Origin of the sequence: Streptomyces sp. NPDC059247 (genome assembly GCF_042754005.1) — a bacterium.
Taxonomy (GTDB): domain Bacteria; phylum Actinomycetota; class Actinomycetes; order Streptomycetales; family Streptomycetaceae; genus Streptomyces.
The window spans coordinates 637,333-660,720 of sequence record NZ_JBHYZW010000001.1; the positions used below are offsets into that span (position 1 = coordinate 637,333).

The following is a 23,388-nucleotide window of genomic DNA, read 5'->3' on the forward strand; positions in this document are numbered from 1 at the left end:
GGCCCGCCCGCGCCCGCCGCCCCGCCACGACCGGGGGCCGCCCGCCCCGCCGGGCCCGTCCGGCGGCGCGCCGGCTCCGAACCATCAGCAGAAGCACGGGCCGCCGCCGGGAACGGACGGCAGCCGTCACACGAGGGGTGGAGACGATGAACCGACGAAGCGTCGCCGTGGTGGGATCGGGGGTGGCGGGACTCACCGCCGCCCACGTCCTGTCCCGCGCGTACGACGTGGTCCTCTACGAGTCGGACGACCGGCTCGGCGGACACGCGCACACCCATGAACTGCCCGCCCCCGGGGGCGGCACCCTCCACGTGGACACCGGTTTCATCGTCCACAACGACCGCACCTACCCCCACCTCCTGCGCCTCTTCCGCGAGCTGGACGTCACCACCCAGGACTCCGAGATGAGCATGTCCGTCCGCTGCGACGGATGCGGACTGGAGTACGCGGGCGCGCGCGGGCTCCGTGGTCTCCTCGGCGGCGGCAACGCCCTCCGGGGCCGTCACCTCCTGACGCTCGCCGACGTCCCGCGCTTCCACCGCGCCGCGCGTCGGCTGCTCGCCGCCGACGACACCACCCGCACCTTCGGCGACTTCCTCCGCGACCACCGGTTCTCCGCCCACTTCGTCAGCCACTTCGCGGTCCCGCTCGTCGCCGCCGTCTGGTCGTGCGCCCCCGACACGGCGCTCCGCTACCCGGCCGTGTACCTGTTCCGCTTCCTCGACCACCACGGACTCCTCTCGGTCACCGGCTCGCCACGGTGGAGAACCGTCACCGGCGGTTCCGTCGCGTACGTCGAACGCGTCGCCAAGTCCCTCGCCTCGGTCCGCACCGCGACCCCGGTGCACGCCGTGGTGCGCGGCGCCGACCGGGCGACCGTCGTCACCGCCGACGGGGAGTCCGCCGAACACGCGGCCGTCGTCCTCGCCGTCCACCCCGACCAGGCCCTGCGCATCCTCGCCGACCCCACCGAGCGGGAGCGGCGCGTCCTCGGCGCCTTCACGTACTCCCGCAACCCGACCGTCCTGCACCGCGACACCTCACTGCTGCCGCGCTCGCCCCACGCCCGCGCCTCCTGGAACTACCGGCTCCCCTCGTGCACCGCCCGCCCCGACGCCGTACAGGTCAGCTACGACATGAACCGGCTCCAGCGGCTGCCCACCCACGAACCCCACATCGTCACGCTCAACCCCGGCGACCGCGTCGACGAGTCCACCGTCCTCGCCCGCATGACGTACGAACACCCCGTCTACACCCCCGAGTCCGTCGCCGCCCAGCGGCTCCTGCCCACCCTCGACAGCCCCGTCACCGCCTACGCGGGCGCCTACCACGGCTGGGGCTTCCACGAGGACGGCTGCCGCTCCGGCGTCACGGCCGCCCGGCGTCTGGGGGTGGACTGGTGACCACCGCCACGCCCGTACCCCGCCCCCCGGACGCCGACGCCGTCGCCGCCGCGCCGTCCGTCCCCGCCCTGTACGAGACCGAGATCGCCCACACCCGCGTCACCCCCTTCCACTACGCCCTGCGCCACCGCACCTACATGTGGCTGGTCGACCTCGACGACCTGCCCGTGCTCCCCGTCCCGCTGCGGCCCCTCGCCCGCTTCGACCCGCGCGACCACTTCGACGGCGACGCCCCCACCCTGCGCGCCGGTCTCGACGCGCGGCTCGCCGCCCACGGGGTCCACGACGCCGACGGACACGTCCTGATGCTCACCCACGCGCGCGTGCTCGGGCACGTCTTCAACCCGCTCACCCTGTACTGGTGCCACGACCGCGCCGGACGTCCCGTCTGCGTCGTCGCGGAGGTCCACAACACGTACGGCGGACGCCACTGCTACCTCCTGCGCCCCGACGCGCGGGGCCGCGCCGAGACCGCCAAAGAGTTCTACGTCTCGCCGTTCCTCGGCGTCGAGGGCGTCTACCGGATGCGGCTCCCGCTCCCCGGCGAGCGCCTCGACCTCACCGTCCAGCTCCGCCACCCGGACGGCACCCGCCCCCTGACCGCCACCGTCCGGGGCGTCCACCGGCCCGGCGGGACCCGGAACCTGCTCGCCGCCGCCCTGCGGCACCCCTGGCCGACCCTCGGGGTCTCGGCCGGCATCCGCCGCCACGGCATCCGCCTGTACCTCAAGGGGCTCCCCGTCCGCCCCCGTCCCACCCACTCGCCCGAGGAGGGCACCCCGTGACCCTGTCGCTCCCCCCGGCCACGCCCGTCGCGCCGACGCGCCACGTCCGGATCGACCCCGACCGCTGGCCCGACGTCGCCCGGCCGCCCCGGGCGTCCGCCGTGCGGACCGCCGTCGCCCGCCACCTCGTCGGACGGGCCTTCGCCCGGCTGCCGCTGCGGATCCGGACCGCCACCGACACGCCCCCCGTCCCCGGGCGGCGCGAAGCCCCGGGCACCGTTCCGGTCCGGGGGGCCCACGGCCCGGCGCCCCTCGTCCCCGGGCGGCGCGCGGCCGGGCCCGCCGTGCCGACCCTCGTGCTCCACGACCCCGACGCGTTCCACCGACGCGTCGGCGCCGACGGTCTCATCGGCTTCGGGGAGTCGTACATGGCCGGGGAATGGGACGCCGACGACCTCGTCGGCGTCCTCACCGTCCTCGCCCGGCACGTCGACGACCTCGTGCCCGCCCCCCTGCGCCGACTGCGCGGAGCCTGGGTCAGCCGCAGGCCCACCGCCGACCGCAACACCCCCGACGGGGCCCGCGAGAACATCCACCGCCACTACGACCTCTCCAACGACCTCTTCGCCCTCTTCCTCGACCCGGGCCTCAGCTACTCCTCCGCCGTCTTCGACCACCTCCCCGACACCCTCGGGATCCTCCCTGACGCGGAGTTCACCGCCGCCCAGCACCGCAAGATCGACCGGCTCCTCGACCTGACCGGCACCGGCCCCGGCACCCGGCTCCTGGAGATCGGCACCGGCTGGGGCGAACTCGCCGTCCGCGCCGCGCTGCGCGGCGCCCTGGTCCGCACCGTCACCCTCTCCGCGGAACAGCTCGCCCTCGCCCGGCAGCGCGCGGTACGGGCCGGGGTCGCCGACCGCGTCACCGTCGAGCTCCTCGACTACCGCGAGGTCCGGGGCCGGTACGACGCCGTCGTCAGCGTCGAGATGATCGAAGCCGTCGGCGCCGAGTACTGGCCCGACTACTTCACCGCCCTCCGGCGCCTCCTCGCCCCCGGCGGCCGGATCGGACTCCAGGCCATCACCATGCCGCACGAGCGGATGCTCGCCACCGCCCGTACCCACACCTGGATCAGCAAGTACGTGTTCCCCGGCGGCCTCATCCCCTCGCCGGAGGCCCTCGCCCGCGAGAGCGCCGCCGCCGGACTGCGCGTCACCCACGACACCGGCTACGGCGACCACTACGCCGAGACCCTCCGGCAGTGGCGCGCCCGCTTCCTCCGCGCGGCGGACGCCGTCGACGCCCTCGGCTTCGACCAGGTCTTCCGGCGCCTGTGGGAGTTCTACCTGGCCTACTCCGAGGCCGGGTTCCGGTCCCACTACCTCGACGTCCGCCAGCTCCTCCTCACCGCCGACACCCCCCAGGACACCCCGATGAGCCCGGCCCCCGCCCGGCACCCGCAGGACGCCCGCCCGACCGGGCGCACGCCATGACCGCCGTCGACGCCGGGGCCCTCGGCACCGTACTGGCAGCCTCGGCGGTCACGGCCCTCGCCGTCATGCTGGTGGCCTTCGCCTTCGGGACCGCGCGGGGCCTGCACCGGTACGTGGACGTCGCCTGGGGCCTCGCCTTCGCCGCCGTCGCCGCCGTGGCCTGGGGCCTCGCGGCGGGTCACGGCGACGACGCGCGCCGTACCGCCGTCGCCCTGGCCACCGTCGTCTGGGGGCTGCGGCTCGCCCTCCACATCGCCCGGCGCGGGCGCGGCCACGGCGAGGACCCCCGGTACGCGCGGATGCTCGGCCGCGCCCGGGGCAACCCCACGCTCCACGCCCTGCGCACGGTCTATCTGCTCCAGGGCGCCCTCGTCTGGCTCGTCTCCCTGCCCGTCCAGGTCGCGGTCCTGCTCCCCGGCCCCCTGGGGGTCACGGGACTGCTGGGCCTCGGCGTCTGGGCGGTGGGTCTCGCCTTCGAGGCGGTGGGGGACCACCAGCTCGCCCGCTTCAAGGCCGATCCGGCACACCGGGGCCGGGTGATGGACCGGGGACTGTGGAGCTGGACCAGGCACCCCAACTACTTCGGGGACTTCCTCGTCTGGTGGGGCCTCTACCTGACCGCCTGCGCCACCTGGCAGACCGCCCTCCTCACCCTGGTCTCGCCGCTCGTGATGAGCGGTCTGCTCATCTGGGGCAGCGGCAAGCGGCTCCTGGAGGCGCACATGGCCGACCGCCCCGGGTACGCCGACTACCGGGCCCGCACCAGCGGCTTCTTCCCCCGGCCGCCCGCCCACGACGGCTGACCGCAGGGCCCCGGCGGACTGCACGGACCGGCGGACCGTACGGACCGGCGGACTGCACGGACCCGTGGACCGTACGGACCGGTGGACCGTACGGACCGGCCGACCGTGCGGAACGATGCGCGAACGATGCGGATTCCGGGCCCCGGGGCGGTGGCCGTCCTCAGGACGGCCGCGCCTCGGCGGCGGCCGGAAGACGCGTCGACACTCCGTCCGCCAGCCGCTCGAACTCCGCCCGCAGGAAGGGGGCGGCGAGCCGGGCGAGACCCTTGAACCCGAAGGACGCCCGGTACGTCAGCCGGGTGTCCGCCCCCTCGTCCAGGAACCGGAGGTCGTCGACGGCGGTCACCGTCCGGTTCTCCCCGACGAACACGAGCCGCGCGGGTTCCCGGACGGCGAGCCGGTACTCCAGCTCGGTCGTACGGTCCCGGAAGCGCGAGGTGTTCCGCCACCGGGCGCCGGGCCCCACCGGCCCCCCGTCCAGCCGCACACAGCGGACGGTGCCGGGGTCCCACTCCTCGGCGCGGGCGAAGTCCTCCAGATACGCGACCAGTTCGGGCAAGGGGCGACGCACCACGAACGTACGCTCCACACGGATCACCACACGGTCCTCCTCCGTCGTGTCCGGGCGCCGGACGGCTCCCGGACACCAGTGCTTCCCGTCCGGCGGCGGACACGGATGCACCCCGCCGCCACCGGACGCACCCCCGGGAGCAACCCCTCCGGCCCACCCCTCGGGCCCGTGGTCCGTGGCGCTACGGGCGCCACCACCACCGTTCGAGCTCATGGGCGTCCGCGAACTCCTCCGGGACCGCGTAGGGCGACTCGCGGGCGAAGCCCAGAACGCCGGTGCGCTCCACCACCGCCCGCAGCTCGCGCACCGCGGGCAGCACGGCGAGCTCCTCGACGTCGAACGGGCAGCCCGCGGGACCGCCCAGCAGTACCTCGCACCCGAACCCGTACCACCAGCCGACGAGTTCGCGGTCGCCGTCCCGCTCGGCGGCGACCGCGACCTCCCGGACCACCTCGATCAGCGGGACCCGGCCGGGCGGGACCGCGTCCGCGCCCCGCAGCTCACCGGCGTCCACCAGCCGCCCCCACAGGGCGGTCCCGGCGTCGCAGTACAGGAACGGAGGCTCGGCGTAGCCGTCCTCCAGCCAGTCGTCGTACCCCTCGAACCCCGGATCGCGCTCGTCGTGCCCGCGCAGCGCGGTGAAGCCGTCGAGCGCGGTGAACCACTCCGAGCGCTCCGCGTGGTCGGGATGCCGGTCGAGGGGGAAGCGGTACGTGTGGCGGCGGCGCAGCAGCGCGTCCCTCACGCGGAAGCGGGTGAACGAGCAGTCGTGGCCGTCCTGGAAGCGGTACAGCGCGCGGAACCAGTCGCGGGGGCGCGGGTCGTCGGCCGCCGCGTACCGGTCGAGGAGGCGGACCGAGTCCGCCACCAGGTCTTCGATCAGGTGCTCGGACATCGGCTCCCCCTCCGGCGGCGTGGCGCCACCGTACCGGCCCGTCCGCCGGTGGGCGCCGCCGGGCCCAGCTGGTGCGCGAGCCCCCGGACGGGGCCACACTGGGCAGGGTGAGCAACGGGCCGGAGACGGGACCGGGAACGCGCGCCGCGCACGGGGCGGAGGCGCGGAGCCCCCGCAGGACCGTGGCCCTGGCGGCGATGATGTTCGCGGTGGCGATGACGTTCATCGACCAGACGATCGTCTCCATCGCCGCCCCCGAGATCGTGCGCGAACTGGGCCTCACCAGCTCCGGGATGCAGTGGGTCGTCAACGCGTACCTGCTCGCTCTGGCCGCGTTCTTCGCCCTGGGCGGCCGTCTCGCCGACCTGTACGGCCCCCGGCGGGTCGTCGTCGCGGGAACGCTCGTCTTCGTGATCGCCTCGGTCCTGTGCGGCTGCGTGCCCTCCGGCGCCCACGCGCAGACCTGGCTCATCGTCTTCCGGGCCGTCCAGGGACTCGGCGCGGCCCTGCTCTTCCCCGCCGCGCTCGCGGTGGTGGTGGCGGTCTTCCCGGTGGAGCGGCGCGGCAGGGCCCTCGCCCTGTTCTTCGGGATCTCCGGCGCGCTGACCGCCCTCGGGCCGCTGCTCGGCGGCTGGCTCACCGCCTCCTGGACCTGGCGGGCCGTCTTCTGGGTCAACGTCCCGGTCGCTCTGGTCGCCCTGGTCCTCACCGCCCGCGCGCACATCCGGGACCGGCCGCGCACCGGCACGCTCGACGTCCCCGGTGCGGTCCTCGTCGCCGTGGGCATGGGCCTGAGCGTGCTGGGCTTCCAGCAGGCGTGGTCGTGGGGCTGGAGCAGCTGGGCGACGTGGCTGTGCGTGGTCGGCGGACTCGCCGTCCTGTACGTCTTCGTGCGGTACGAGCGGGGGGTCCGCCATCCCCTGATCGATCTGCGGGTCTTCCGTGACAAGGCGTTCACGGTCGACACGGTCGTGCTGTTCTTCGCGATGCTGGCCTTCGTCCCGGTGTTCTTCTTCTCCTCGGTGTACGCGCAGGTCTCCCTCGGCGCCTCGCCGAACGAGGCGGCCCTGTTCCTGCTGTACTTCTTCGTCGGCTTCGCCCTCGCGTCGCAGTGGGGCGGTCGCATCCTCGACAAGCGGGGTCCGCGCCCGTCGCTCCTGGCGGGGACGGTCCTCGGGGCGGTCGGCTTCGCGCTGTGGGCGCACCGGCTGACCCGTCTGTCCATGCACGACCAATGGCCGTACGTCGTCCTCGCGGGCGCGGGCATCGGCTTCGTCCTCGCCCCGGCGTCGACGGACGCGGTCAACCGGGCCATCGGCGCCTCGTACGGCGAGGTCACCGGCATCACCCAGACGGTCCGCAACTACGCGGCCAGCGTGGGCCTGGCGGTCTTCGGCACCCTTCTGAGCCGGGCGACGACGGAGAACGTCACGGACACGCTGCGGGCGCGGGGCGTTCCCCCGGACCTGGCGGAACGGGTGGCGCGCGGTGTCGGCGACTCCGTGTCCGGGCACGGCGGTTCGGCACCGCCCACCGGGACGGGCCCGGTCGCCACGGCGACGCGGGACGCCGTGGCGGCGATCCGCGTGGACTTCGCGCAGGCCAACCAGTGGGTGTTCTACGGCATGGCCGTCGCCCTCGGTCTGGGCTTCCTGGCCGCCCTGCGCCATCCCGGCGGGAAGGGCACGCCGCTGGACCCCGGGGAGCGTGCGGGGGAACCGGGCCCCGCGCGGGAGAAGGGCCGGGAACCGTCCTGACCGGCCGACCGGAACCGGCCTCGGTTGAGGGGCGGTTGGCCGACGGTTGGAAAAGGGTTGGACCGGCGCGCGACGCTCGTGCCGACGGACCGGGGGCGCGCCCCGTCCGCCATCCCGACAGGGCCGGGTGGGCCCGCGCCGACCCCACCCGTTCCGCCGGGCGGACACGATCGCACCGCACGAAAGGACCCGCACCGCCGATGTCACGTACGACCCCTCGCCGCCGGACCGTCTCCAGGGCCGGGCTCTCCGCCGCCGCCCTGCTCTCCGCGCTCGCGGCCGTCCTGGCCGCTCCCGCCCCGGCGTCGGCCCTCGCGACCGCCTGCTACAACTACGGCTGCGACGGTCACGACCCCAACGTCCAGACCTGGCAGAGCGGCCCCGCCACGGCGTCCGGCCCCCACGACTACGGCAGCGGCTTCACCATCGAACTGCGCAAGGGCACCACGGACGGCGACGTGTTCGCCTGGGGCCGCGCACGGTACCCCAACGGCAGCAACGGATTCGAGTACGGCACGTACGTCGAGCGCTGCCGCCTCGACGGCACCATCTGCGAGATCCTCCCGGGCAAGACGCTCGGCACCGGCGGCTGGACCGCCTCCGGCGGCACCAACTACAGCCAGACGCGCACCCCGATGTACTACGACCCGTCCGACCGCAAGGTCCGCGCCTGCCTCTACCACAACAACACCAACGACCCGTGGAAGAAGTGCACGGGCTGGGCCTGACGCACCGGGCGGGACGGCCGGAACCCGCCTCCCGGGCCCGGTGACCCCGCCCGGATCCCGCCCCACGGCGCGGCCGGTCGGCCGCTGTCGTCCGTCCGGGGGCTCGCCTAAGGTGAGCCCCCGGACGAGTACGAGGGGGGAAGTCCATTGGAAGCGGAGATCATGGCCCTGGCCGGGACGGCCGGGACCGCGGTCGTGACCCTGCTCGCGACCGACGCGTGGAACACGGTGCGGGACGGCGTGGTGGACCTGTGGCGACGGGCCCGGCCCGAGCGCGCCGCCGACATCTCCGCCGAACTCGACTCCACCCGCGAAGAGCTGCTCAGGGCACGCACGGAAGGCGACCAGGAGACGGAGGCCGACCTCAGGGTCGAGTGGCGGGGCAGGGTCCGGCGCCTGCTGGTCGAACACCCCGAAGTCGCCGAAGAACTACGGGACCTCCTGACCCGGCTGGAGCCCGCCGCACCACACCCCCCGACCGTCACCCAACGAGCGACGGCCTCCGACCGGGCACGCGTCTACCAGGCGGGCCGCGACATCCACCTGGGACAGCGCTGAGCGGGCACACCGAGGACCGGGCGTGAAGACGCGCTGCCGGTGCCGGGCCCGTACACCCGTACAGGGGCTCCGGCCTCCGGTCTCCGACACCGACCGCTCTCCGACGCCGACCGCCGCTGAGCCCTCTCCCTGGACCTCCGGGTCAGGAAGACGGCCCCACCGCGTCCGTCACTGAGCCGGGCCGCAGGACCCCCCGTACGCGGTCCGCCTCCGGTCCGTGGAGGAGGCGCTGCGGAGTACCGGGCCTGCCCCACCTCGTATCGGCCCCGCCGCACCTGTTGACGGGTCCGGGGACAGAGGGCCCGGCGCGCTGGAGCCCGTACGGTGGGGTCCCCGCCGAGGCGGCCCCCACGGCGGAGGTCCGGTCCCGCCTCCGCCATCCGGCCGTCTCCTGTCATACCTGGCGGTGACACCGTGCCACGGGCGGATCAATAACCGTCACCGTGCGTGGTGCCCCGTACCGGGGGAACCCAGACTCGCGCCATGACTCAGCACTCCCCAGGACGCCCCGGGCGCCGCCGTCGAAGGACCGGTTCGGCCGCGCTCTCCTGCGCCGTCGTCCTCGCCGCCCTCCCCGCGCTCCTCCTCGGCCCCGGCGCCACGGCGGCGAGCGCCGCTCCGCTGCCCGGCGGGCTCGGACCCTGTGTCCCCGGGTCCTGCCCGGCGGACTTCCCCGGCATCAACAACGGCCCCATCGCCGGCCGGGACGACGCCGTCAACATCTTCGTGGGGAACGACTTCCTCGTCCGGGGCCGGGCGGCCGAGGCCGAGGGCCGGGTCGTGGTCCTCGACTCCTTCGACCAGAGCAAGGACGCCGGAGCCTCCGGGCTCTACAACCTCGGCATCGTCGGTGTCGGCTCCCGCGTCCCGCCGTCCACGAACGCGGACTTCCTGACCACCGGCGGCAACATCACCATCGCCACGGGCCAGCGTCTGGAGACCACCGGCGGCGTTCCCGGCGAGAAGGGGACCGTACGCCACGAGGGCACCGTCACCGGCACCGTGATCGGCACCCTCGTCCAGGACGGGGACGCCACCGCCCCCTACGCCGGGCTGCGCGACAGCCTCACCGCGGCCAGCAGCTGCTACGCCCGCGTCGACGGCGCGCCCAGGACCCCCACGGGCACCGCAGTCAACCAGGGCGGCCAGACGCTGTTCACGGGCGACGGGACCTCGGCGCTCCAGGTCTTCAACGCCGACTTCAACCTCACCGGACCGACCGGCGGCCAGCAGGGCCTGGTCTTCGCGGGCATCCCCGCCGGGGCGACGATCCTCGTCAACGTGCTCGGCGCCAACCGTACGGTCAGCACGTACAGCGGAGGCATCGACGACGCCACCTCCCCGCTGAACGCCTACCGCGAGCGCCTGCTGTGGAACTTCCCCGACGCCACCTCGGTACGGCTCGAGGGCACCGGACAGTTCCAGGGCAGCGTCCTCGTCGGTGACCAGTCGTCGATGGCGACGGTCACGCTGCCGGGTGTCAACGGACGCTTCTTCACGACGGGCTCGCTCACCCACACCAGCTCCGCCAGCGGCGGCGGTGGCCAGGAGTTCCACGCCTACCCCTTCAACGGCGACCTGCCCGACTGCGGCACCCCCGTCCCGACGACCGGTGACGTGAAGGTCGTGAAGACGGACTCCGCGACCGGCGACCCGCTGGCGGGCGCCACCTTCCAGCTGTGGCACGAGACCAACGGTGTCACCGGTCTGCAGACCAGCGGAGCCAACCCGGACACGACGGTCGGTACGCCCTGTGTGACGGGCGCCGACGGCGTCTGCGGACGGACCGTGGAGACGGGCACCTACTACTGGCAGGAGACGGCCGCTCCAGCCGGTTATGACCTGCCGTCGCCCGCCGTGTTCGGTCCGCTGGTGCTGACCACGGCGAACGCCTCGGACGGTGTGTCGGTGACCGCCGCGAACACCCATACCCCCCTCCCGACGACGGGCGTGGTGAAGGTGGTGAAGACGGACTCCGCGACGGGCGACCCGCTGGCGGGCGCGACCTTCCAGTTGTGGGAGGAGACCAATGACGTGCCCGGTCTTCAGACCACCGGGGCGAACCCGGACACGACGGTCGGTGCGCCGTGTGTGACGGGTGCTGACGGTGTCTGCTCGCGGACTTTGGAGACGGGCACCTACTACTGGCAGGAGACCGCTGCTCCGGCCGGTTATGACCTGCCGTCGCCCGCTGTGTTCGGTCCGCTGGTCCTGACGACGGCGAACGCTTCGGACGGTGTCTCCGTGACCGCCTCGAACTCCCGGACTCCCGTTCCGACGACCGGTGCGGTGAAGGTGCTCAAGACGGACTCGATCACGGGTGCGCCGCTGTCGGGCGCCACCTTCCAGTTGTGGGAGGAGACCAATGACGTGCCCGGTCTCCAGACCACCGGGGCGAACCCCGACACGACGGTCGGCGCGCCGTGCGTGACGGGTGCTGACGGTGTCTGCTCGCGGACTTTGGAGACGGGTACGTACTACTGGCAGGAGACGGCCGCCCCGCCGGGTTATGACCTGCCGTCGCCCGCCGTGTTCGGTCCGCTGGTGCTGACTACGGCGAACGCTTCGGACGGTGTCTCCGTGACCGCCTCGAACAGCCGCACCCCCGTTCCGACGACGGGCGCGGTGAAGGTGGTGAAGACGGACTCGGAGACCGGTGACCCGTTGGCGGGTGCGACCTTCCAGCTGTGGGAGGAGACCAACGGAGTGAGTGGTCTTCAGACCACCGGGGCGAACCCCGACACGACGGTCGGCGCGCCGTGCGTGACCGGTGCTGACGGTGTCTGCTCGCGGACGGTCGAGACGGGTACGTACTACTGGCAGGAGACGGCCGCTCCGGCCGGTTACGACCTGCCGTCGCCCGCCGTGTTCGGTCCGCTGGTGCTCACCGCGGCGAACGCTTCGGACGGTGTCTCCGCGACCGCCGAGAACACCGCCACCCCCGTTCCGACGACCGGCGCCGTGAAGGTGCTCAAGAGGGACGCGCTCACGGGCGCGCCGCTGTCGGGCGCCCGCTTCCAGCTGTGGGAGGAGACCAATGACGTGCCCGGTCTCCAGACCACCGGGGCCAACCCCGACACGACGATCGGCGCGCCGTGCGTGACCGGTTCCGACGGTGTCTGCTCGCGGACTTTGGAGACGGGTACGTACTACTGGCAGGAGACGGCCGCCCCGGTCGGCTACGACCTGCCGTCGCCCGCCGTGTTCGGTCCGCTGGTCCTGACCGACGAGAACGCCTCGGGTGGTGTCTCGGTGACCGCCGAGAACAGCCGCACCCCCGTCCCGCCGGGCAAGGGGAAGGTCAAGCTCGTGAAGACCGACGCCGACAGCCACGCGCCGCTGCCGGGCGCGACGTTCGAGCTGTGGGAGGAGACCAACGGCGTGACCGGTCTGCAGACCGGCGGCGCGACCCCCGACACGAAGATCGGCACCCCGTGCACGACCAGCTCGACGGGCCAGTGCTCCTTCGGTGACCTCGAACACGGCACGTACTACCTGCGGGAGACCGCCGTTCCCGACGGCTACGTCCTGCCCGCCGACCCGGTCACGGGCCCGTACGTGGTCTCCGCCGCACACGAGCTCGTGGTCGCGCGGGTCTCCAACAAGCGCGGTGAGGAGCCCTGCGAGCCCACCGGCTACGGCGACGAGGGCTACGGCAGCCAGGGCTACGGCGACTGCCCCACGGGCTGATCGTCACACCCCGGCCTGACGGCCCGGCTCCGGTCCGACCGTCACGCCCCGGCCGGGCCCCCGCACCGGACGGCCCGAACGCCGTCCGGTGCGGGAACCCGTGAAGGGACGGCCCGGCCGCCGACCGGGCGGGCCGCCCCTCCGGTCGGTACTCGGGCGGACGTCCGCCCCAGGACGGTTCGACCGTTCCCGGGGCGGGCGCCCGCCTCACGACAGCCGCTGCTCACGACGGCTGCTCCTCATGACAGCCGCGCCCCACTCCCGGCGGGCGTCCGCCCCGGTACGGTCCCCACCGTCCCGGGGCGGACGCCCGCCGGAGCCGTTCCCCATCCCTCGGCGGGCGTCCGGCCCCCGTCAGCCGAGCCGGGCGCGCGGCGGGGCCAGCGGGCCCGCGCCGTCGTCGAGGAAGCCGCCCGACTGGTGCTGCCAGAGCTTGGCGTACGAACCCCCGGCCGTCAGGAGTTCCTGGTGGGTGCCCTGCTCGACGATCCGGCCCCGGTCGACGACGACGAGCCGGTCCATGGTGGCGACCGTGCTCAACCGGTGGGCCACCACGAGCGCCGTCCGGTCCTCCATCAGCCGCCACAGCGCGTCCTGGACGAGGACCTCGCTCTCCGAGTCCAGGGCGCTGGTCGCCTCGTCGAGCAGCAGGAGGGGCGCGTCCCGCAGGATCGCGCGGGCCAGCGCGACCCGCTGGCGCTGCCCGCCGGACAGCTTCACGCCCCGCTCGCCCACCATCGTGCCGAAGCCCTCCGGGAGCCCGTCCGCGAACTCCGTGACGTGCGCCGCCTCCGCCGCGCGCCGGACCTCGGCGTCGGTGGCTCCGGGCCGGGCGAACGCGATGTTCTCCCGCAGCGTCCGGTGGAACATCACCGGCTCCTGCGGCACGTACGAGATCAGGCTCCGCAGATCGGTCTGGCGCAGGCGGCTGATGTCCTGCCCGCCGATCAGGATGCGCCCGCCGTCGACGTCCGTCATCCGCAGCAGCAGCCGGGTGAGCGTCGTCTTGCCGCCGCCGGACCGCCCGACGAGACCGATCCGCGTCCCGGCCGGGACGTCCAGGTCGAGGCCGTCGAAGAGGTTCCGGCCGCCGCCGTGCGAGAACGTCACCTTCTCGAAGCGGACGTCGGCCGCCCCGCCGCGCAGGGGCTCGGGGGACGGCGGATCGAGCACGGTGGGCGGTTCGAGCAGCAGCTCGGTGAACTGCGCCGCCTCCGTCATCGAACTCTCCAGCCGCCGGTAGATCTGGTTGAACTCGAACATGATCCGGGTGGCGTTGGCGTAGTACGTGAAGGCCACGATGACCACCTCCACGCCGTGGTCCGCCGCGCCGAGGCCCAGCGCCAGGACGAGCCCCAGCACATTGGTCAGCACCGACAGCGGGGCGACCAGCGTGTCGATCCGCAGATTGCCGTAGTCCCACGAGCGCAGCGTGAGCCGCCGGGACTCGGCGACGCGCGAGCGGTGCTCGGCGGCCTCCTGCTCCTCGGCGGCGAACGCCCGCACCGTGTCCATGTTCATCAGACTGTCGGCGACGTGTCCGGAGACCCGGGCGATGGCCTGTTCCCGCTGGGCGACGAGCCGTTGCCGCCGCCGGATCAGCGGCGCCACGCACACCCCGGTGAAGACGATCAGGGAGATCAGCCCGACCACGAGCAGCGGGTCGTACTGCCACAGCACCACCGACGCGAACAGCAGGGGCACGAAGCTGCCCATGACGGAGAACGTCAGCGTGTCGACGACGTCCTCGAACCGGGAGGCGAAGCTCAGGACCCGCTTGGTCAGCGACCCGGCGAAGTTGTCGTGGAAGAAGGAGGCGTCCTTGGCGAACAGCTCGTCCATCCCCGTGACGTACAGGTTCTCGATGCCGCGCGCGTCGAGCCGGTTCAGACAGTGCAGGCCGACGCGCCACAGGGCCTCGGCCAGCAGCAGGACGCCCGCGAAGCCGAGGACGTACGGCAGCAGGGGACCGACGGCGACGGCGGTGGCGCCACCACCGGCGATCCGGCCGACGAGCTTGGCGACGATCAGCGGCGCGATGTAGTTGATGCCGATGTTCCCCAGCGCGGGCAGCAGCATCGCGGGCGCGGTGAGCAGGCGCAGCCGGAGCAGTTCCCGCCCGTAGCGGCGGAGGGCGAGCAGCACGGAGCCCTTGCTGGGCAGCCCCTCGTGCGCGGCGGAGGGTTTTCGTTGTGCGGATGATTCCGGTGATGAGGATGATTCTGGATGTTCCATACCCAACCCTGAGGTGTCGGACCGGTCGCGGAGCAGCCGAGTGTCCCCCGACGTCCTCCGCGCGGTCCAAGCGTTTTTCCGGCCCGAACCGCCCCGCCCCGCCGGGCGGTCGGAAAGCGGCCAAACCCCGCCGGGAAGGTTTGCCGCGCGGGTCACCACCCGTCCGGGTGATCTCGCCGGGCATCCCCGTGCGCTTCGGCCGTCGCCTGCTTCGATGCCCGTCGAGAGGCCGACGGGGGGAGACCGAAGTGCCTGAGATAACCCGAACGGGTGAGGCGGGGGACGCGTTCGTGGCCCTGTCCGTCCGGCTGACCGGCTTCGACGCCGACGAACTCGCCGCCACCGGCATGACGGACGCCTACCGGGACGTCGTCCAGGCGCACACCAAGCCCGACCGCTACGCGCGGCTCATCACGGCGACGGACGAGGCTCCGCCCACCGCGACCGGCTTCGACGCTCCGGAGGACGTGGCCGAACTCGCCGAGGCCGTCACCCGGCTCTGGTACACCGGCGTGTGGCCGGGCCTCGGGGAGACGGAGCCCTTCCTCGTCTCGGCCCGCGCCTACGCCGAGGGCCTGGTCTGGCGGACCTTCGGCGGCCGGGCACCCGGCACCTCCCCGCAGGGCTTCGGCAGTTGGGCGGCGCGGCCGGCCGCCCCGGCGGGACCGGGGACGCCCCGATGAGCCCCGCCGGACCCCACGGACCGCGCGCCGAGGCGGCGGGACCCGTGTACGACGTGGTCGTCGTCGGCGGAGGCTTCGCCGGAACGCTGATGGCCCACCGCCTCGGCGCGGCCGGGCGGCGCGTCCTGGTCCTGGAGGCGGGGGCGCGTGCCGGGGACGCCGAACGCGGCCACCGCGAGGCCGTGGACACCTTTCTCGCGGCGACGGTGAAGGTGCCGGGCTCGCCCTACGTGCCGCACCCCGCCGCCCCCTGGCCGGAGGTCACCGACCTCGGGCCCGGCGGAGACGGACACCTGGTCCAGCGCGGACCGCTGCCGTACTCCAGCACGTACGTCAGGGTGAACGGCGGCACCGGCAACGTCTGGACGGGGCTCACGCCCCGGATGCACCCCGAGGACTTCCGCACCGACCTCTTCGGCTACGGCCGCGCCTGGCCGCTCGGCTACGCCGACCTGGAGCCGTACTACCGGGCCGCCGAACGGGAGATCGGTGTGGCGGCCGACGTCACCGAGCAACGCGCCCACGTGGGGCTGCCGTTCCCCGACGACTACGTCTTCCCCGCGCACGCCCTGCCGCCCAGTCACCTCGACACCGTCGTGGCCGGGCGGCTCGACGGCCGGTCGGTCCCCCACCCGGCGACCGGCGAGCCGGTCCCGCTCCGGGTCGTGGGCACGCCCCACGGCCGCGACGGCGTCCCGAACCCCGCGTACGGCGAGTCCACCCCCGAAGTGCGTTCCACGGAAGCCGACTTACGGCCCCCAGACCTCGAAGTGCGGTCCTCGGCACCCGACTTACGGGCCCCGGCCTCCGACGTACGGCCCCCGGGTCCCGACGGTCACGCCTCGGGCCCCGGCGTACCGGCCCCGGCGCCCGGCGGCCCGGCCTCGGCCCCCGACCTGCGGCCCCCGGGCCCGGACGGTCACGCCTCCGGCCCCGACGCGCGGCCCCCGGCGCACGATGTGCGGGCTCCGGCCCCCGACCTGCGGCCCCCGGGCCCCGACGGTCACACCTCCGGCCCACCCGCCCCGCGCCCCGGCGGACGCCTCCCCGGATCCGCCGGAGGCGCTCCCGGTTCCGGCGGACGCCGCTGCGAGGGGCACGCCAGTTGCATCCCCGTCTGCCCCTCCCGGGCCAAGTACACCCCGCTGCGCACCCAGGCCCGCTGGGCCCCCTCGGTCACCCTGGTCGACCGTGCCGTCGCCAGCCGGGTGCTGGTCGACGGCGCCGGACGCGCCACGGGGGTCGAGTACCTCGCGTACGGGGCCGGGCGCGCGCCCGGCGCCGCCACCCGGCACCGGGTCCGCGCGGACGTCGTGGTCCTCGCCGCCCACGCCGTCGAGAACGCCCGGCTGCTGCTGCTCTCCGGCCTCGCCAACCGCAGCGACCAGGTCGGCCGCAATCTGATGGACCATCCCGTCCTGCTGACCTGGGGACTCCTGCCCGACCAGGTCGGCCCCTACCGGGGACCCGGCTCCACCTCGGGTCTCGAAGGCTTCCGCTTCGGCCCGGCCCGCGCCCGCCACGCCCCCTTCCGCGTCGAGATCGGCAACTGGGGCTGGACGTGGGCGACCGGCGGCACCGAGGCGGACGTGGCGGCCCTGGTGGGCGGGGGAGGACCGGACGGCCGCAGGCTCTTCGGGCCCGCGCTCCGCACCGCGCTCCGCGACCGCGTCGGCCGCCAGTTCGCCCTGCAGTTCGAGATCGAGCAGGAGGCGGACCCGGCGAACCGCGTCACGCTCGACCCGGAGCGCCGCGACGCCCTGGGGCTGCCGCGCCCGGTCGTCTCGTACGACCTCTCCGAGCACGTCCGGGAGGGTTTCGCGGTGGCGCGGACGGTCTCCGACCGGCTCTTCGCGCTGCTCGGCGCGGAGGACCACAGCGACCACGACCCGGACCCGGGACGGCCGGGGACCTTCACCCACCGGGGCCGTACGTACGCGTTCCGGGGCGCGGGCCACGCGGGCGGCACCCACATCATGGGCGACGACCCGGCCACCTCCGTGGTGGACCACTGGCAGCGCTGCTGGGACCACCCGGGGCTCTACGCGGTCGGCTGCGGCAGTATGCCCTCGCTCGCCACCTCCAACCCGACCCTGACCATGGCCGCCCTGGCGCTGCGCAGCGCCGAGCGCGTCGAGTCCGACCTGACCGCGCGCGACCGGCGGGCAGCCGTCGGCCGCGACGCGCGGCCCGCCGACCCCTCTGGAGCCGCATCGTGAGCCCGCTTCCCCTGCCGCCGGTGGCGGCCCCGTACCGACTGCCCTTCCACTACGGGGCCCTGCACCAGCTGGGTCTGGACTTCCTCGTGGACCCCGGACCCGCCCGCGAGGTCCTCGCCCGGCACCATCCGGCGCTGCTCCCCGCCGACTTCGACGGCCGGGCGCTGCTCTCGGTCAACTTCCAGCTGTACTTCGCCCAGTACCGTTCCGGCGCGGGCGTCACCCAGGAGATCGAGGTCAACATCGTCGCCTTCCCCGCCGACGCGGAGGAGCGGCTGCCCGAGGTGTCCTACGAGGAGTACGCGCAGGGCCACGACCAGACCAAGCTGCTCGGCATCGGCCGTGTCCACGTGCTGTGCGACAACCCGCTCGCCATCGACGCGGGCCGCAGGCTCTACGCGGAACCCAAGTACCCGGCCTGGTTCGAGGCGACGATGCCGTCCCCGAACGGGCCGGAGGCCGAGGACTGGGAGGTGGTCTGCCGGAGCGCGGAACTGGGACCCGAGGGTGAACTGCGGCGCGGGGAGAAGGAGTTGTTCTCGCTGACCGCCGATCTCACCTCGCTCCCCGGGCGACCGGCGAACAACACGCCCGTCACGGGGTACGGGACGGACGAGGAGGGCCGGGCCCTCGCGGGGCCGATGGACGTCTACGCCCCCTGTGTCTGGCACCCCCTCGGCGGCGCGCCGGACGGGGCTCCCGCGCGGGCGGGACTCACCGTCCTCGACCGGACGTCCGACGTCGGGCGGGATCTGGAACTGCTCCTCGGCGGGGCTCCGGCCGCCGGTGCCTGGACGTATCAGTCGCCGCCCGTCGCCGCCCACAACCGGCCCTACTACCTGGGAGGTTGAGCCCCGGCGGCCCCGATCCCGGTGACCAGCGTGTCGAGGCCGCGCTTGATGCGGTCCACGTCCCAGCCGCGCTCGGCGCGCTGGAAGTCGAAGAGGCCCGGGGTGAACGCCATCAGGAGCAGATCGGCGAGATACGCGGGGTCCGCCTCCGGGGCCAGCTCCGCGACCATGCCGGTGATCTGCTCGTGGTGGCGCCGGAACGGGCCGCTGCGGTAGCGCCCCGCCGGGGCGCTCGACTCCGCGAGGAGCAGCAGTTCGCGGTTCTCCTCGACGAGGTCCGCCAAGCCGTGCAGGAAGGCGCGCAGCCGGTCGTGCGCGGTGGGGGAGCCGTCCGCGCAGTGACGGGCGAACTCCTGCTGGAAGCGGGTCTCGTTGTCCTCGATGAGGGCGTAGACGAGTCCGGCCCGGTTCTGGAAGCGGCGGTAGACCGTGCCGACGCCGACGCCCGCCTCCTTGGCCACGGCGTCCAGGGAGAGGGCGGCGAAGCCGTCCGAGGCGAGTCGGCGCCGGGCGGCGTCGAGGATGCGGAGGCGGTTGCGGGCGGCGTCGGCGCGCTCGGCGGGGGCGTTCATGGGCGGCAGCGTAACGGACGGACCGGAGAGTTCTCCGTTTGTCTCCCCTCACCCCTTGAGAAGTGGAGAACTCTCCGCTTAGTGTGAGGGCGTGCCGAGCGGAGAGGTTTCCGTTCGGCGGTCCGACGCTTCCGCAGCCCGCCCGAGGAGACACCCGCCATGACCGCTCCCGCCGCCGCCCCCCTGCTCGACGGACAGCTCATCGGCATCACCTACCACGCCATCGCCGCCGTACGGGACCGGATGCTCGCCGACTCCGGTCTGACCTTCCACCGGTCCGTCGCGCTCAGGGCCGTCGCCGAGGGCCTCGACCGGGCCGGAGCGACCGAGCGGCTGACCGCCACGCTCAAGATCGAGGAGCCCGAGGCGAGCGCCCTGCTCGACGAGATCACCGCCGCCGGACTGTTCGACGGCGCCGTGACCGAGCGGGGCGCCGCCCTCCAGCAGGACTTCACGGACGCCGTGACCGCCCTGGCCGGGCGTCTCTACGGCGACCTCCCGGACACCGACCGCGAGGCCGCCGCCCGCGCCCTCGCCCATGTCACCGCGCGGGCGAACGCCGAACTCGCCGCCCGCTGAGCCGCGCCCCGCTCACAGGGGACGGTCGGGCCAGTTCAGCAGACGGGCCCCGATGGCGGCCGTCTGCAGGGTGTACCGCTGCACCGGATCGGCCGGGTCCGCCCCGGTCAGCCGGTGGATGCGGTCGAGACGGTACGTCATGGCCCGCACGCTCAGACTGAGCCGCCGCGCCGCCTGGGCGCTGACGCACCCCGTGTCGAAATAGGCGGTGAGCGTCTCCAGGAGCGGCCGGGCACCGCCGCGCGCCCCCTGGAGGGGACCGAGCACCGTCCGCACCAGATCCGCCATGGCCTGCCGGTCCCGGGTCAGCACCGGATAGACGAGGAGATCGGCCGCGTACAGGACGGGATCGTCCAACTCCATGCGGGCGGCCAGGTCCAGCGCGTTCAGGGCCTCCTGGTACGAGTGGACGACGCCCCCCGGACCCGGATGGGGACGGCCCACCCCCACCTGGCAGCCGTCCGTCACCGCGTACGCCTGCTTGGCGAAGTGCGCGAGCACCTCCGGCTCGTCGGCGGGCGCCACGCAGATCAGCCGCCCGTCCTTCGTCGTCAGCAGGATGCGGCGGCTGCCGAACCGCGCCAGCAGGGACGACTCGACGCTCCGCGCGACCTCGTAGCCGTCGCCGTACGACTCCCGCCCCTGTGCGACCGCCACGGCGTGCGCGTGCGAGAGCAGCAGCCCGAAGTGCCCCGCGCGCTCGGCCGTCCGCCCCAGGTCGCTGCCGCCGTGCAGCAGATCGTCGATGAACTCGCGCCGCGCCGCCTCCTCCTGGCGCACCGCGAGCCGCTGGGCCCGCTCGTGGCCCTCGGCGAAGGCGTCCACGGCCTGCTCGACCGCGCCCAGCAGATGCGCGGCCGAGGCGGGCGGCAGCCCCGGCCCGACCTCCTCGCGCGCGGAGGACAGCAGCGCCCGTACGAGGGTCCGCAGCCCCGTCCCCGTCTCGGCCGCCCGCTCCCCGCGCGACCGCAGCGACTCCCGCTCCTCGCGGGTGAGCCCCCGGCCCGTCGCGCAGACCGCCGTCAGGATCGCCGCGTACCCCTCCAGATGGTCCACCGCCGTGTCCTGGTCCGTCACGGCCCCTCCCCGTTCGTCCTTGACGTGTTCTTGACGCGGAACCCCAGGGTGTCATGTGCCTCCCACGTGCTCGTACCCGGCACCGGGAAGACACCGAAGACTGCCGGATCACGGAAGTGACGCCGTGTCGGGAGGGGCGTCAGAATGCCCTTGCGGCAGGACGAGGGCAGGGCCCCGATGCCGGGACACGGAAAAGGACCCGGCGCTTCCGGAGCGGTCGGCCTCCGGGACGGCGCCCGCCCGTCACGCCGTGGGCTCCCGCGGCCTCCGCCCGTCTCCGTCCGCCTCCGTTCCGCCCGAACCGCGCGCCCCCACCGCGCGTCCTTCCCCCTGCCTGTGCTCGTCCTCCATCGATACGGGGTTCTCCATGGATTTCCTGACCGTGGGTGTCGGCGTCGCCCTCGCCGTCGTCCTGCTCGTCGCCGTCGTCATGCTCCTCCTGGTGAGCCGGCTGTTCCGCAAGGTGGAGCAGGGCAAGGCGCTGATCGTCTCCAAGACCCGCAGCGTCGACGTGAGCTTCACCGGGCAGATCGTGCTGCCCGTCCTGCACAAGGCCGAGGTCATGGACATCTCGGTGAAGACCTTCGAGATCTCCCGCACCGGCCGCGACGGGCTGATCTGCCAGGACAACATCCGCGCCGACATACGCATCTCGTTCTTCGTCCGGGTCAACAAGACCGTCGAGGACGTCATCAAGGTCGCCCAGGCGATCGGCACCGAACGGGCCAGCGACAAGGCCACCCTCCAGGAACTCTTCAACGCCAAGTTCTCCGAGGCGCTGAAGACCGTCGGCAAGCAGCTCGACTTCACCGACCTCTACACCAAGCGCGAGGAACTCCGCTTCCGCATCATCGAGATCATCGGCATCGACCTCAACGGCTACAGCCTGGAGGACGCGGCGATCGACTACCTGGAGCAGACCCCGCTCAGCCAGCTCGACCCCGGCAACATCCTCGACGCCCAGGGCATCCGCAAGATCACCGAACTGACCGCCGTCGAGAACGTCCGCACCAACGAGTTCCGGCAGAACGAGCAGAAGGAGATCACCCGGCAGAACGTCGACGCCCGCGAGGCCATCCTCGAACTCGAACGCCGCCAGGCGGACGCCGAGATCAAGCAGAAGCGCGAGATCGACACCGTACGGGCCCGCGAGGAGGCGGAGACCGCCCGGGTGGTCGAGGAGGAGCGGCTGCGGGCACAGAGCGCCTTCCTCAGGACCGAGGAGCAGCTCGGCGTCCAGCGCGAGAACCAGGCCCGCGAGGTGGCCGTCGCCCAGAAGAACCGCGAGCGGGTGATCGCCGTCGAGAACGAGCGGATCGAGAAGGACCGCCTCCTGGAGGTCATCGCCCGGGACCGGGAGACGCAGCTCACCCGCATCGCCGCCGAGAAGGAGGTCGAGTCCGAGCGCCGGGACATCGCCGAGGTCATCCGCGAGCGGATCGCGGTCGACCGCACGGTCGCCGAGCAGGAGGAGTCCATCAAGCGGCTCCGTTCCGTCGAGGAGGCCGAGCGGGACCGCCAGGTGCTCGTCATCGCCGCCGAGGCGGAGGCCCAGGAGCGGCTCGTCAAGGACATCAAGGCGGCGGAGGCCGCCGAACAGGCCGCCGTGCACCGCGCCGCCGAGGAGCTCACCCTCGCCGAGGCCCGCAACAAGGCCGCCGACATGGAGGCCCGCTCCAAGATCCGCCTCGCCGAGGGCGTCAAGGCCCAGGCCGCCGCGGAGGGCCTGGCCGCCGTCGAGGTCCGCGACAAGGAGGCCGACGTCATCGAGAAGGCGGGCCGCGCCGAGGCCGAGGCCACCGGGGCCCGGCTGCGCGCCGAGGCCGAGGGCCTGCGGGCCAGGGCCCTCGCCGAGGCCACCGCGATCGGCGAGAAGCTGAAGGCCGAGGCCGAGGGCCTCACCGAGAAGGCCGCCGCCATGGCCGCGCTCGACGAGGCGTCACGGACCCACGAGGAGTACCGCCTGCGGCTGGCGGCCGAGAAGGAGGTCCGGCTCGCGGGGCTCGACGTGCAGCGGCAGGTCGCCGAGGCCCAGGCCACCGTCCTGGCCACCGGCCTCGAGCACGCCGACATCAACATCGTCGGCGGCGACTCCGTCTTCCTCGACCGGCTCGTCCAGTCGGTCTCCCTCGGCCGGTCCTTCGACGGCTTCGTGGACCACTCGAAGACCGCACAGGCCCTCGCCGGACCCTGGCTGAACGGAGAGGGCTCCTTCACGGAGGACCTCACCAAGGTCCTGGGCTCGCTGAGCACCTCCGACGTCCAGAACCTCAGCGTCTCCGCGCTCCTCGCGAAGATCATGGGCTCGGGCGTCCTCGACGGGGCCGCCCCGGCCCTCACCGCGGCCCTCGGAGGACCCGCGCCGACCACCACCGCGCCGACCACCGGCGCGAAGCCCGCCCCGGCCGGTGACAACGGCAGCAAGCCCCGCGGCACCGCACCGCGCGGCACCGCCACGAACTGACCGCCACGGGCAACGGTCACCACCGGCCCGGTGCCGTGCGCGGGGACGCGCGGCACCGGGCCCCCTTCACCACACCACAGGG

The 23,388-nt window shown here is 73.8% G+C and carries 18 protein-coding genes; 13 read left to right on the forward strand and 5 right to left on the reverse strand.

Going from position 1 to position 23,388, the window contains the following annotated elements; all coding sequences use genetic code 11:
• Positions 1–146: 146 nt before the first annotated feature.
• From ACFXGN_RS02630 to ACFXGN_RS02645, 4 genes are read left to right on the forward strand one after another with little or no spacing between them, the layout of a single operon-like run.
• Positions 147–1,403: an NAD(P)/FAD-dependent oxidoreductase gene (locus ACFXGN_RS02630; RefSeq protein WP_384852394.1), complete on the forward strand. Its 1,257-nt coding sequence runs from the start codon at positions 147–149 to the stop codon at positions 1,401–1,403.
• Positions 1,400–2,188 (forward strand): DUF1365 domain-containing protein, encoded by a 789-nt coding sequence (locus ACFXGN_RS02635; protein WP_384852397.1) that lies wholly within the window; start codon positions 1,400–1,402, stop codon positions 2,186–2,188. The genes ACFXGN_RS02630 and ACFXGN_RS02635 overlap by 4 nt, the downstream gene beginning before the upstream one ends.
• Positions 2,185–3,624: a class I SAM-dependent methyltransferase gene (locus ACFXGN_RS02640; protein ID WP_384852400.1), complete on the forward strand. Its 1,440-nt coding sequence runs from the start codon at positions 2,185–2,187 to the stop codon at positions 3,622–3,624. Before ACFXGN_RS02635 ends, ACFXGN_RS02640 begins: the two co-directional genes overlap by 4 nt.
• Entirely contained in the window at positions 3,621–4,427 is an 807-nt protein-coding gene (locus tag ACFXGN_RS02645) for a DUF1295 domain-containing protein (protein WP_384852403.1), read from the forward strand. Before ACFXGN_RS02640 ends, ACFXGN_RS02645 begins: the two co-directional genes overlap by 4 nt.
• Positions 4,428–4,587: 160 nt before the next feature.
• Here ACFXGN_RS02645 and ACFXGN_RS02650 read toward each other — a convergent pair whose 3' ends face one another.
• Both ACFXGN_RS02650 and ACFXGN_RS02655 read right to left on the reverse strand, forming a co-directional pair.
• A complete protein-coding gene (locus ACFXGN_RS02650) occupies positions 4,588–5,028 on the reverse strand; it encodes an SRPBCC family protein (protein WP_384852406.1) in 441 nt (146 codons plus the stop codon).
• A gap of 151 nt (positions 5,029–5,179) precedes the next feature.
• Positions 5,180–5,893: a hypothetical protein gene (locus tag ACFXGN_RS02655; protein ID WP_384852409.1), complete on the reverse strand. Its 714-nt coding sequence runs from the start codon at positions 5,891–5,893 to the stop codon at positions 5,180–5,182.
• 197 nt (positions 5,894–6,090) lie between these two features.
• On the opposite strand from ACFXGN_RS02655, the gene ACFXGN_RS02660 reads away from it, so the two are divergent.
• From ACFXGN_RS02660 to ACFXGN_RS02675, 4 genes are all read left to right on the forward strand, one after another.
• Complete coding sequence (locus ACFXGN_RS02660) at positions 6,091–7,650, forward strand: MFS transporter (protein WP_384853109.1); 1,560 nt, start codon at positions 6,091–6,093, stop codon at positions 7,648–7,650.
• Positions 7,651–7,850: 200 nt separating this feature from the next.
• Positions 7,851–8,378, forward strand: coding sequence for a hypothetical protein (locus ACFXGN_RS02665; protein WP_384852411.1), 528 nt, complete (start codon positions 7,851–7,853; stop codon positions 8,376–8,378).
• 147 nt (positions 8,379–8,525) lie between these two features.
• A complete protein-coding gene (locus ACFXGN_RS02670; RefSeq protein ID WP_384852414.1) occupies positions 8,526–8,936 on the forward strand; it encodes a hypothetical protein in 411 nt (136 codons plus the stop codon).
• 483 nt (positions 8,937–9,419) lie between these two features.
• On the forward strand, positions 9,420–12,626 hold the full coding sequence (locus ACFXGN_RS02675; protein ID WP_384852417.1) for a SpaA isopeptide-forming pilin-related protein: 3,207 nt from the start codon (positions 9,420–9,422) through the stop codon (positions 12,624–12,626).
• Positions 12,627–12,980: 354 nt separating this feature from the next.
• Here ACFXGN_RS02675 and ACFXGN_RS02680 read toward each other — a convergent pair whose 3' ends face one another.
• A complete protein-coding gene (locus tag ACFXGN_RS02680) occupies positions 12,981–14,771 on the reverse strand; it encodes an ABC transporter ATP-binding protein (RefSeq protein WP_384852420.1) in 1,791 nt (596 codons plus the stop codon).
• Positions 14,772–15,109: 338 nt separating this feature from the next.
• On the opposite strand from ACFXGN_RS02680, the gene ACFXGN_RS02685 reads away from it, so the two are divergent.
• From ACFXGN_RS02685 to ACFXGN_RS02695, 3 genes are read left to right on the forward strand one after another with little or no spacing between them, the layout of a single operon-like run.
• Positions 15,110–15,544, forward strand: a complete 435-nt coding sequence (locus ACFXGN_RS02685) for a hypothetical protein (RefSeq protein ID WP_384852423.1) — start codon at positions 15,110–15,112, stop codon at positions 15,542–15,544.
• Positions 15,541–17,763 (forward strand): GMC oxidoreductase, encoded by a 2,223-nt coding sequence (locus ACFXGN_RS02690; protein ID WP_384852425.1) that lies wholly within the window; start codon positions 15,541–15,543, stop codon positions 17,761–17,763. Before ACFXGN_RS02685 ends, ACFXGN_RS02690 begins: the two co-directional genes overlap by 4 nt.
• Positions 17,760–18,614, forward strand: coding sequence for a hypothetical protein (locus ACFXGN_RS02695; protein ID WP_384852428.1), 855 nt, complete (start codon positions 17,760–17,762; stop codon positions 18,612–18,614). The genes ACFXGN_RS02690 and ACFXGN_RS02695 overlap by 4 nt, the downstream gene beginning before the upstream one ends.
• Here ACFXGN_RS02695 and ACFXGN_RS02700 read toward each other — a convergent pair.
• Positions 18,599–19,186: a TetR/AcrR family transcriptional regulator gene (locus ACFXGN_RS02700; protein WP_384852431.1), complete on the reverse strand. Its 588-nt coding sequence runs from the start codon at positions 19,184–19,186 to the stop codon at positions 18,599–18,601. The genes ACFXGN_RS02695 and ACFXGN_RS02700 overlap by 16 nt on opposite strands.
• A gap of 159 nt (positions 19,187–19,345) precedes the next feature.
• Between ACFXGN_RS02700 and ACFXGN_RS02705 the strand changes: the two genes are divergently transcribed.
• Positions 19,346–19,765, forward strand: a complete 420-nt coding sequence (locus ACFXGN_RS02705) for a hypothetical protein (RefSeq protein ID WP_384852434.1) — start codon at positions 19,346–19,348, stop codon at positions 19,763–19,765.
• A gap of 12 nt (positions 19,766–19,777) precedes the next feature.
• Here the strand turns inward: ACFXGN_RS02705 and ACFXGN_RS02710 are convergent, their stop codons facing one another.
• Positions 19,778–20,842: a PucR family transcriptional regulator gene (locus ACFXGN_RS02710; protein ID WP_384852437.1), complete on the reverse strand. Its 1,065-nt coding sequence runs from the start codon at positions 20,840–20,842 to the stop codon at positions 19,778–19,780.
• 367 nt (positions 20,843–21,209) lie between these two features.
• On the opposite strand from ACFXGN_RS02710, the gene ACFXGN_RS02715 reads away from it, so the two are divergent.
• Entirely contained in the window at positions 21,210–23,306 is a 2,097-nt protein-coding gene (locus ACFXGN_RS02715; RefSeq protein WP_384852440.1) for a flotillin family protein, read from the forward strand.
• The last annotated feature ends 82 nt before the right edge of the window (positions 23,307–23,388 follow it).

What these genes read in the sequence shown, in the direction of transcription:
- ACFXGN_RS02660 (WP_384853109.1), top strand. Translation starts at nt 6,091, where the DNA reads ATGATGTTCGCGGTGGCGATGACGTTCATCGACCAGACGATCGTCTCC.
- ACFXGN_RS02630 (WP_384852394.1), top strand. Translation starts at nt 147, where the DNA reads ATGAACCGACGAAGCGTCGCCGTGGTGGGATCGGGGGTGGCGGGACTC.
- ACFXGN_RS02690 (WP_384852425.1), top strand. Translation starts at nt 15,541, where the DNA reads ATGAGCCCCGCCGGACCCCACGGACCGCGCGCCGAGGCGGCGGGACCC.
- ACFXGN_RS02705 (WP_384852434.1), top strand. Translation starts at nt 19,346, where the DNA reads ATGACCGCTCCCGCCGCCGCCCCCCTGCTCGACGGACAGCTCATCGGC.
- ACFXGN_RS02665 (WP_384852411.1), top strand. Translation starts at nt 7,851, where the DNA reads ATGTCACGTACGACCCCTCGCCGCCGGACCGTCTCCAGGGCCGGGCTC.
- ACFXGN_RS02645 (WP_384852403.1), top strand. Translation starts at nt 3,621, where the DNA reads ATGACCGCCGTCGACGCCGGGGCCCTCGGCACCGTACTGGCAGCCTCG.
- ACFXGN_RS02675 (WP_384852417.1), top strand. Translation starts at nt 9,420, where the DNA reads ATGACTCAGCACTCCCCAGGACGCCCCGGGCGCCGCCGTCGAAGGACC.
- ACFXGN_RS02715 (WP_384852440.1), top strand. Translation starts at nt 21,210, where the DNA reads ATGGATTTCCTGACCGTGGGTGTCGGCGTCGCCCTCGCCGTCGTCCTG.
- ACFXGN_RS02655 (WP_384852409.1), bottom strand. Translation starts at nt 5,893, where the DNA reads ATGTCCGAGCACCTGATCGAAGACCTGGTGGCGGACTCGGTCCGCCTC.
- ACFXGN_RS02700 (WP_384852431.1), bottom strand. Translation starts at nt 19,186, where the DNA reads ATGAACGCCCCCGCCGAGCGCGCCGACGCCGCCCGCAACCGCCTCCGC.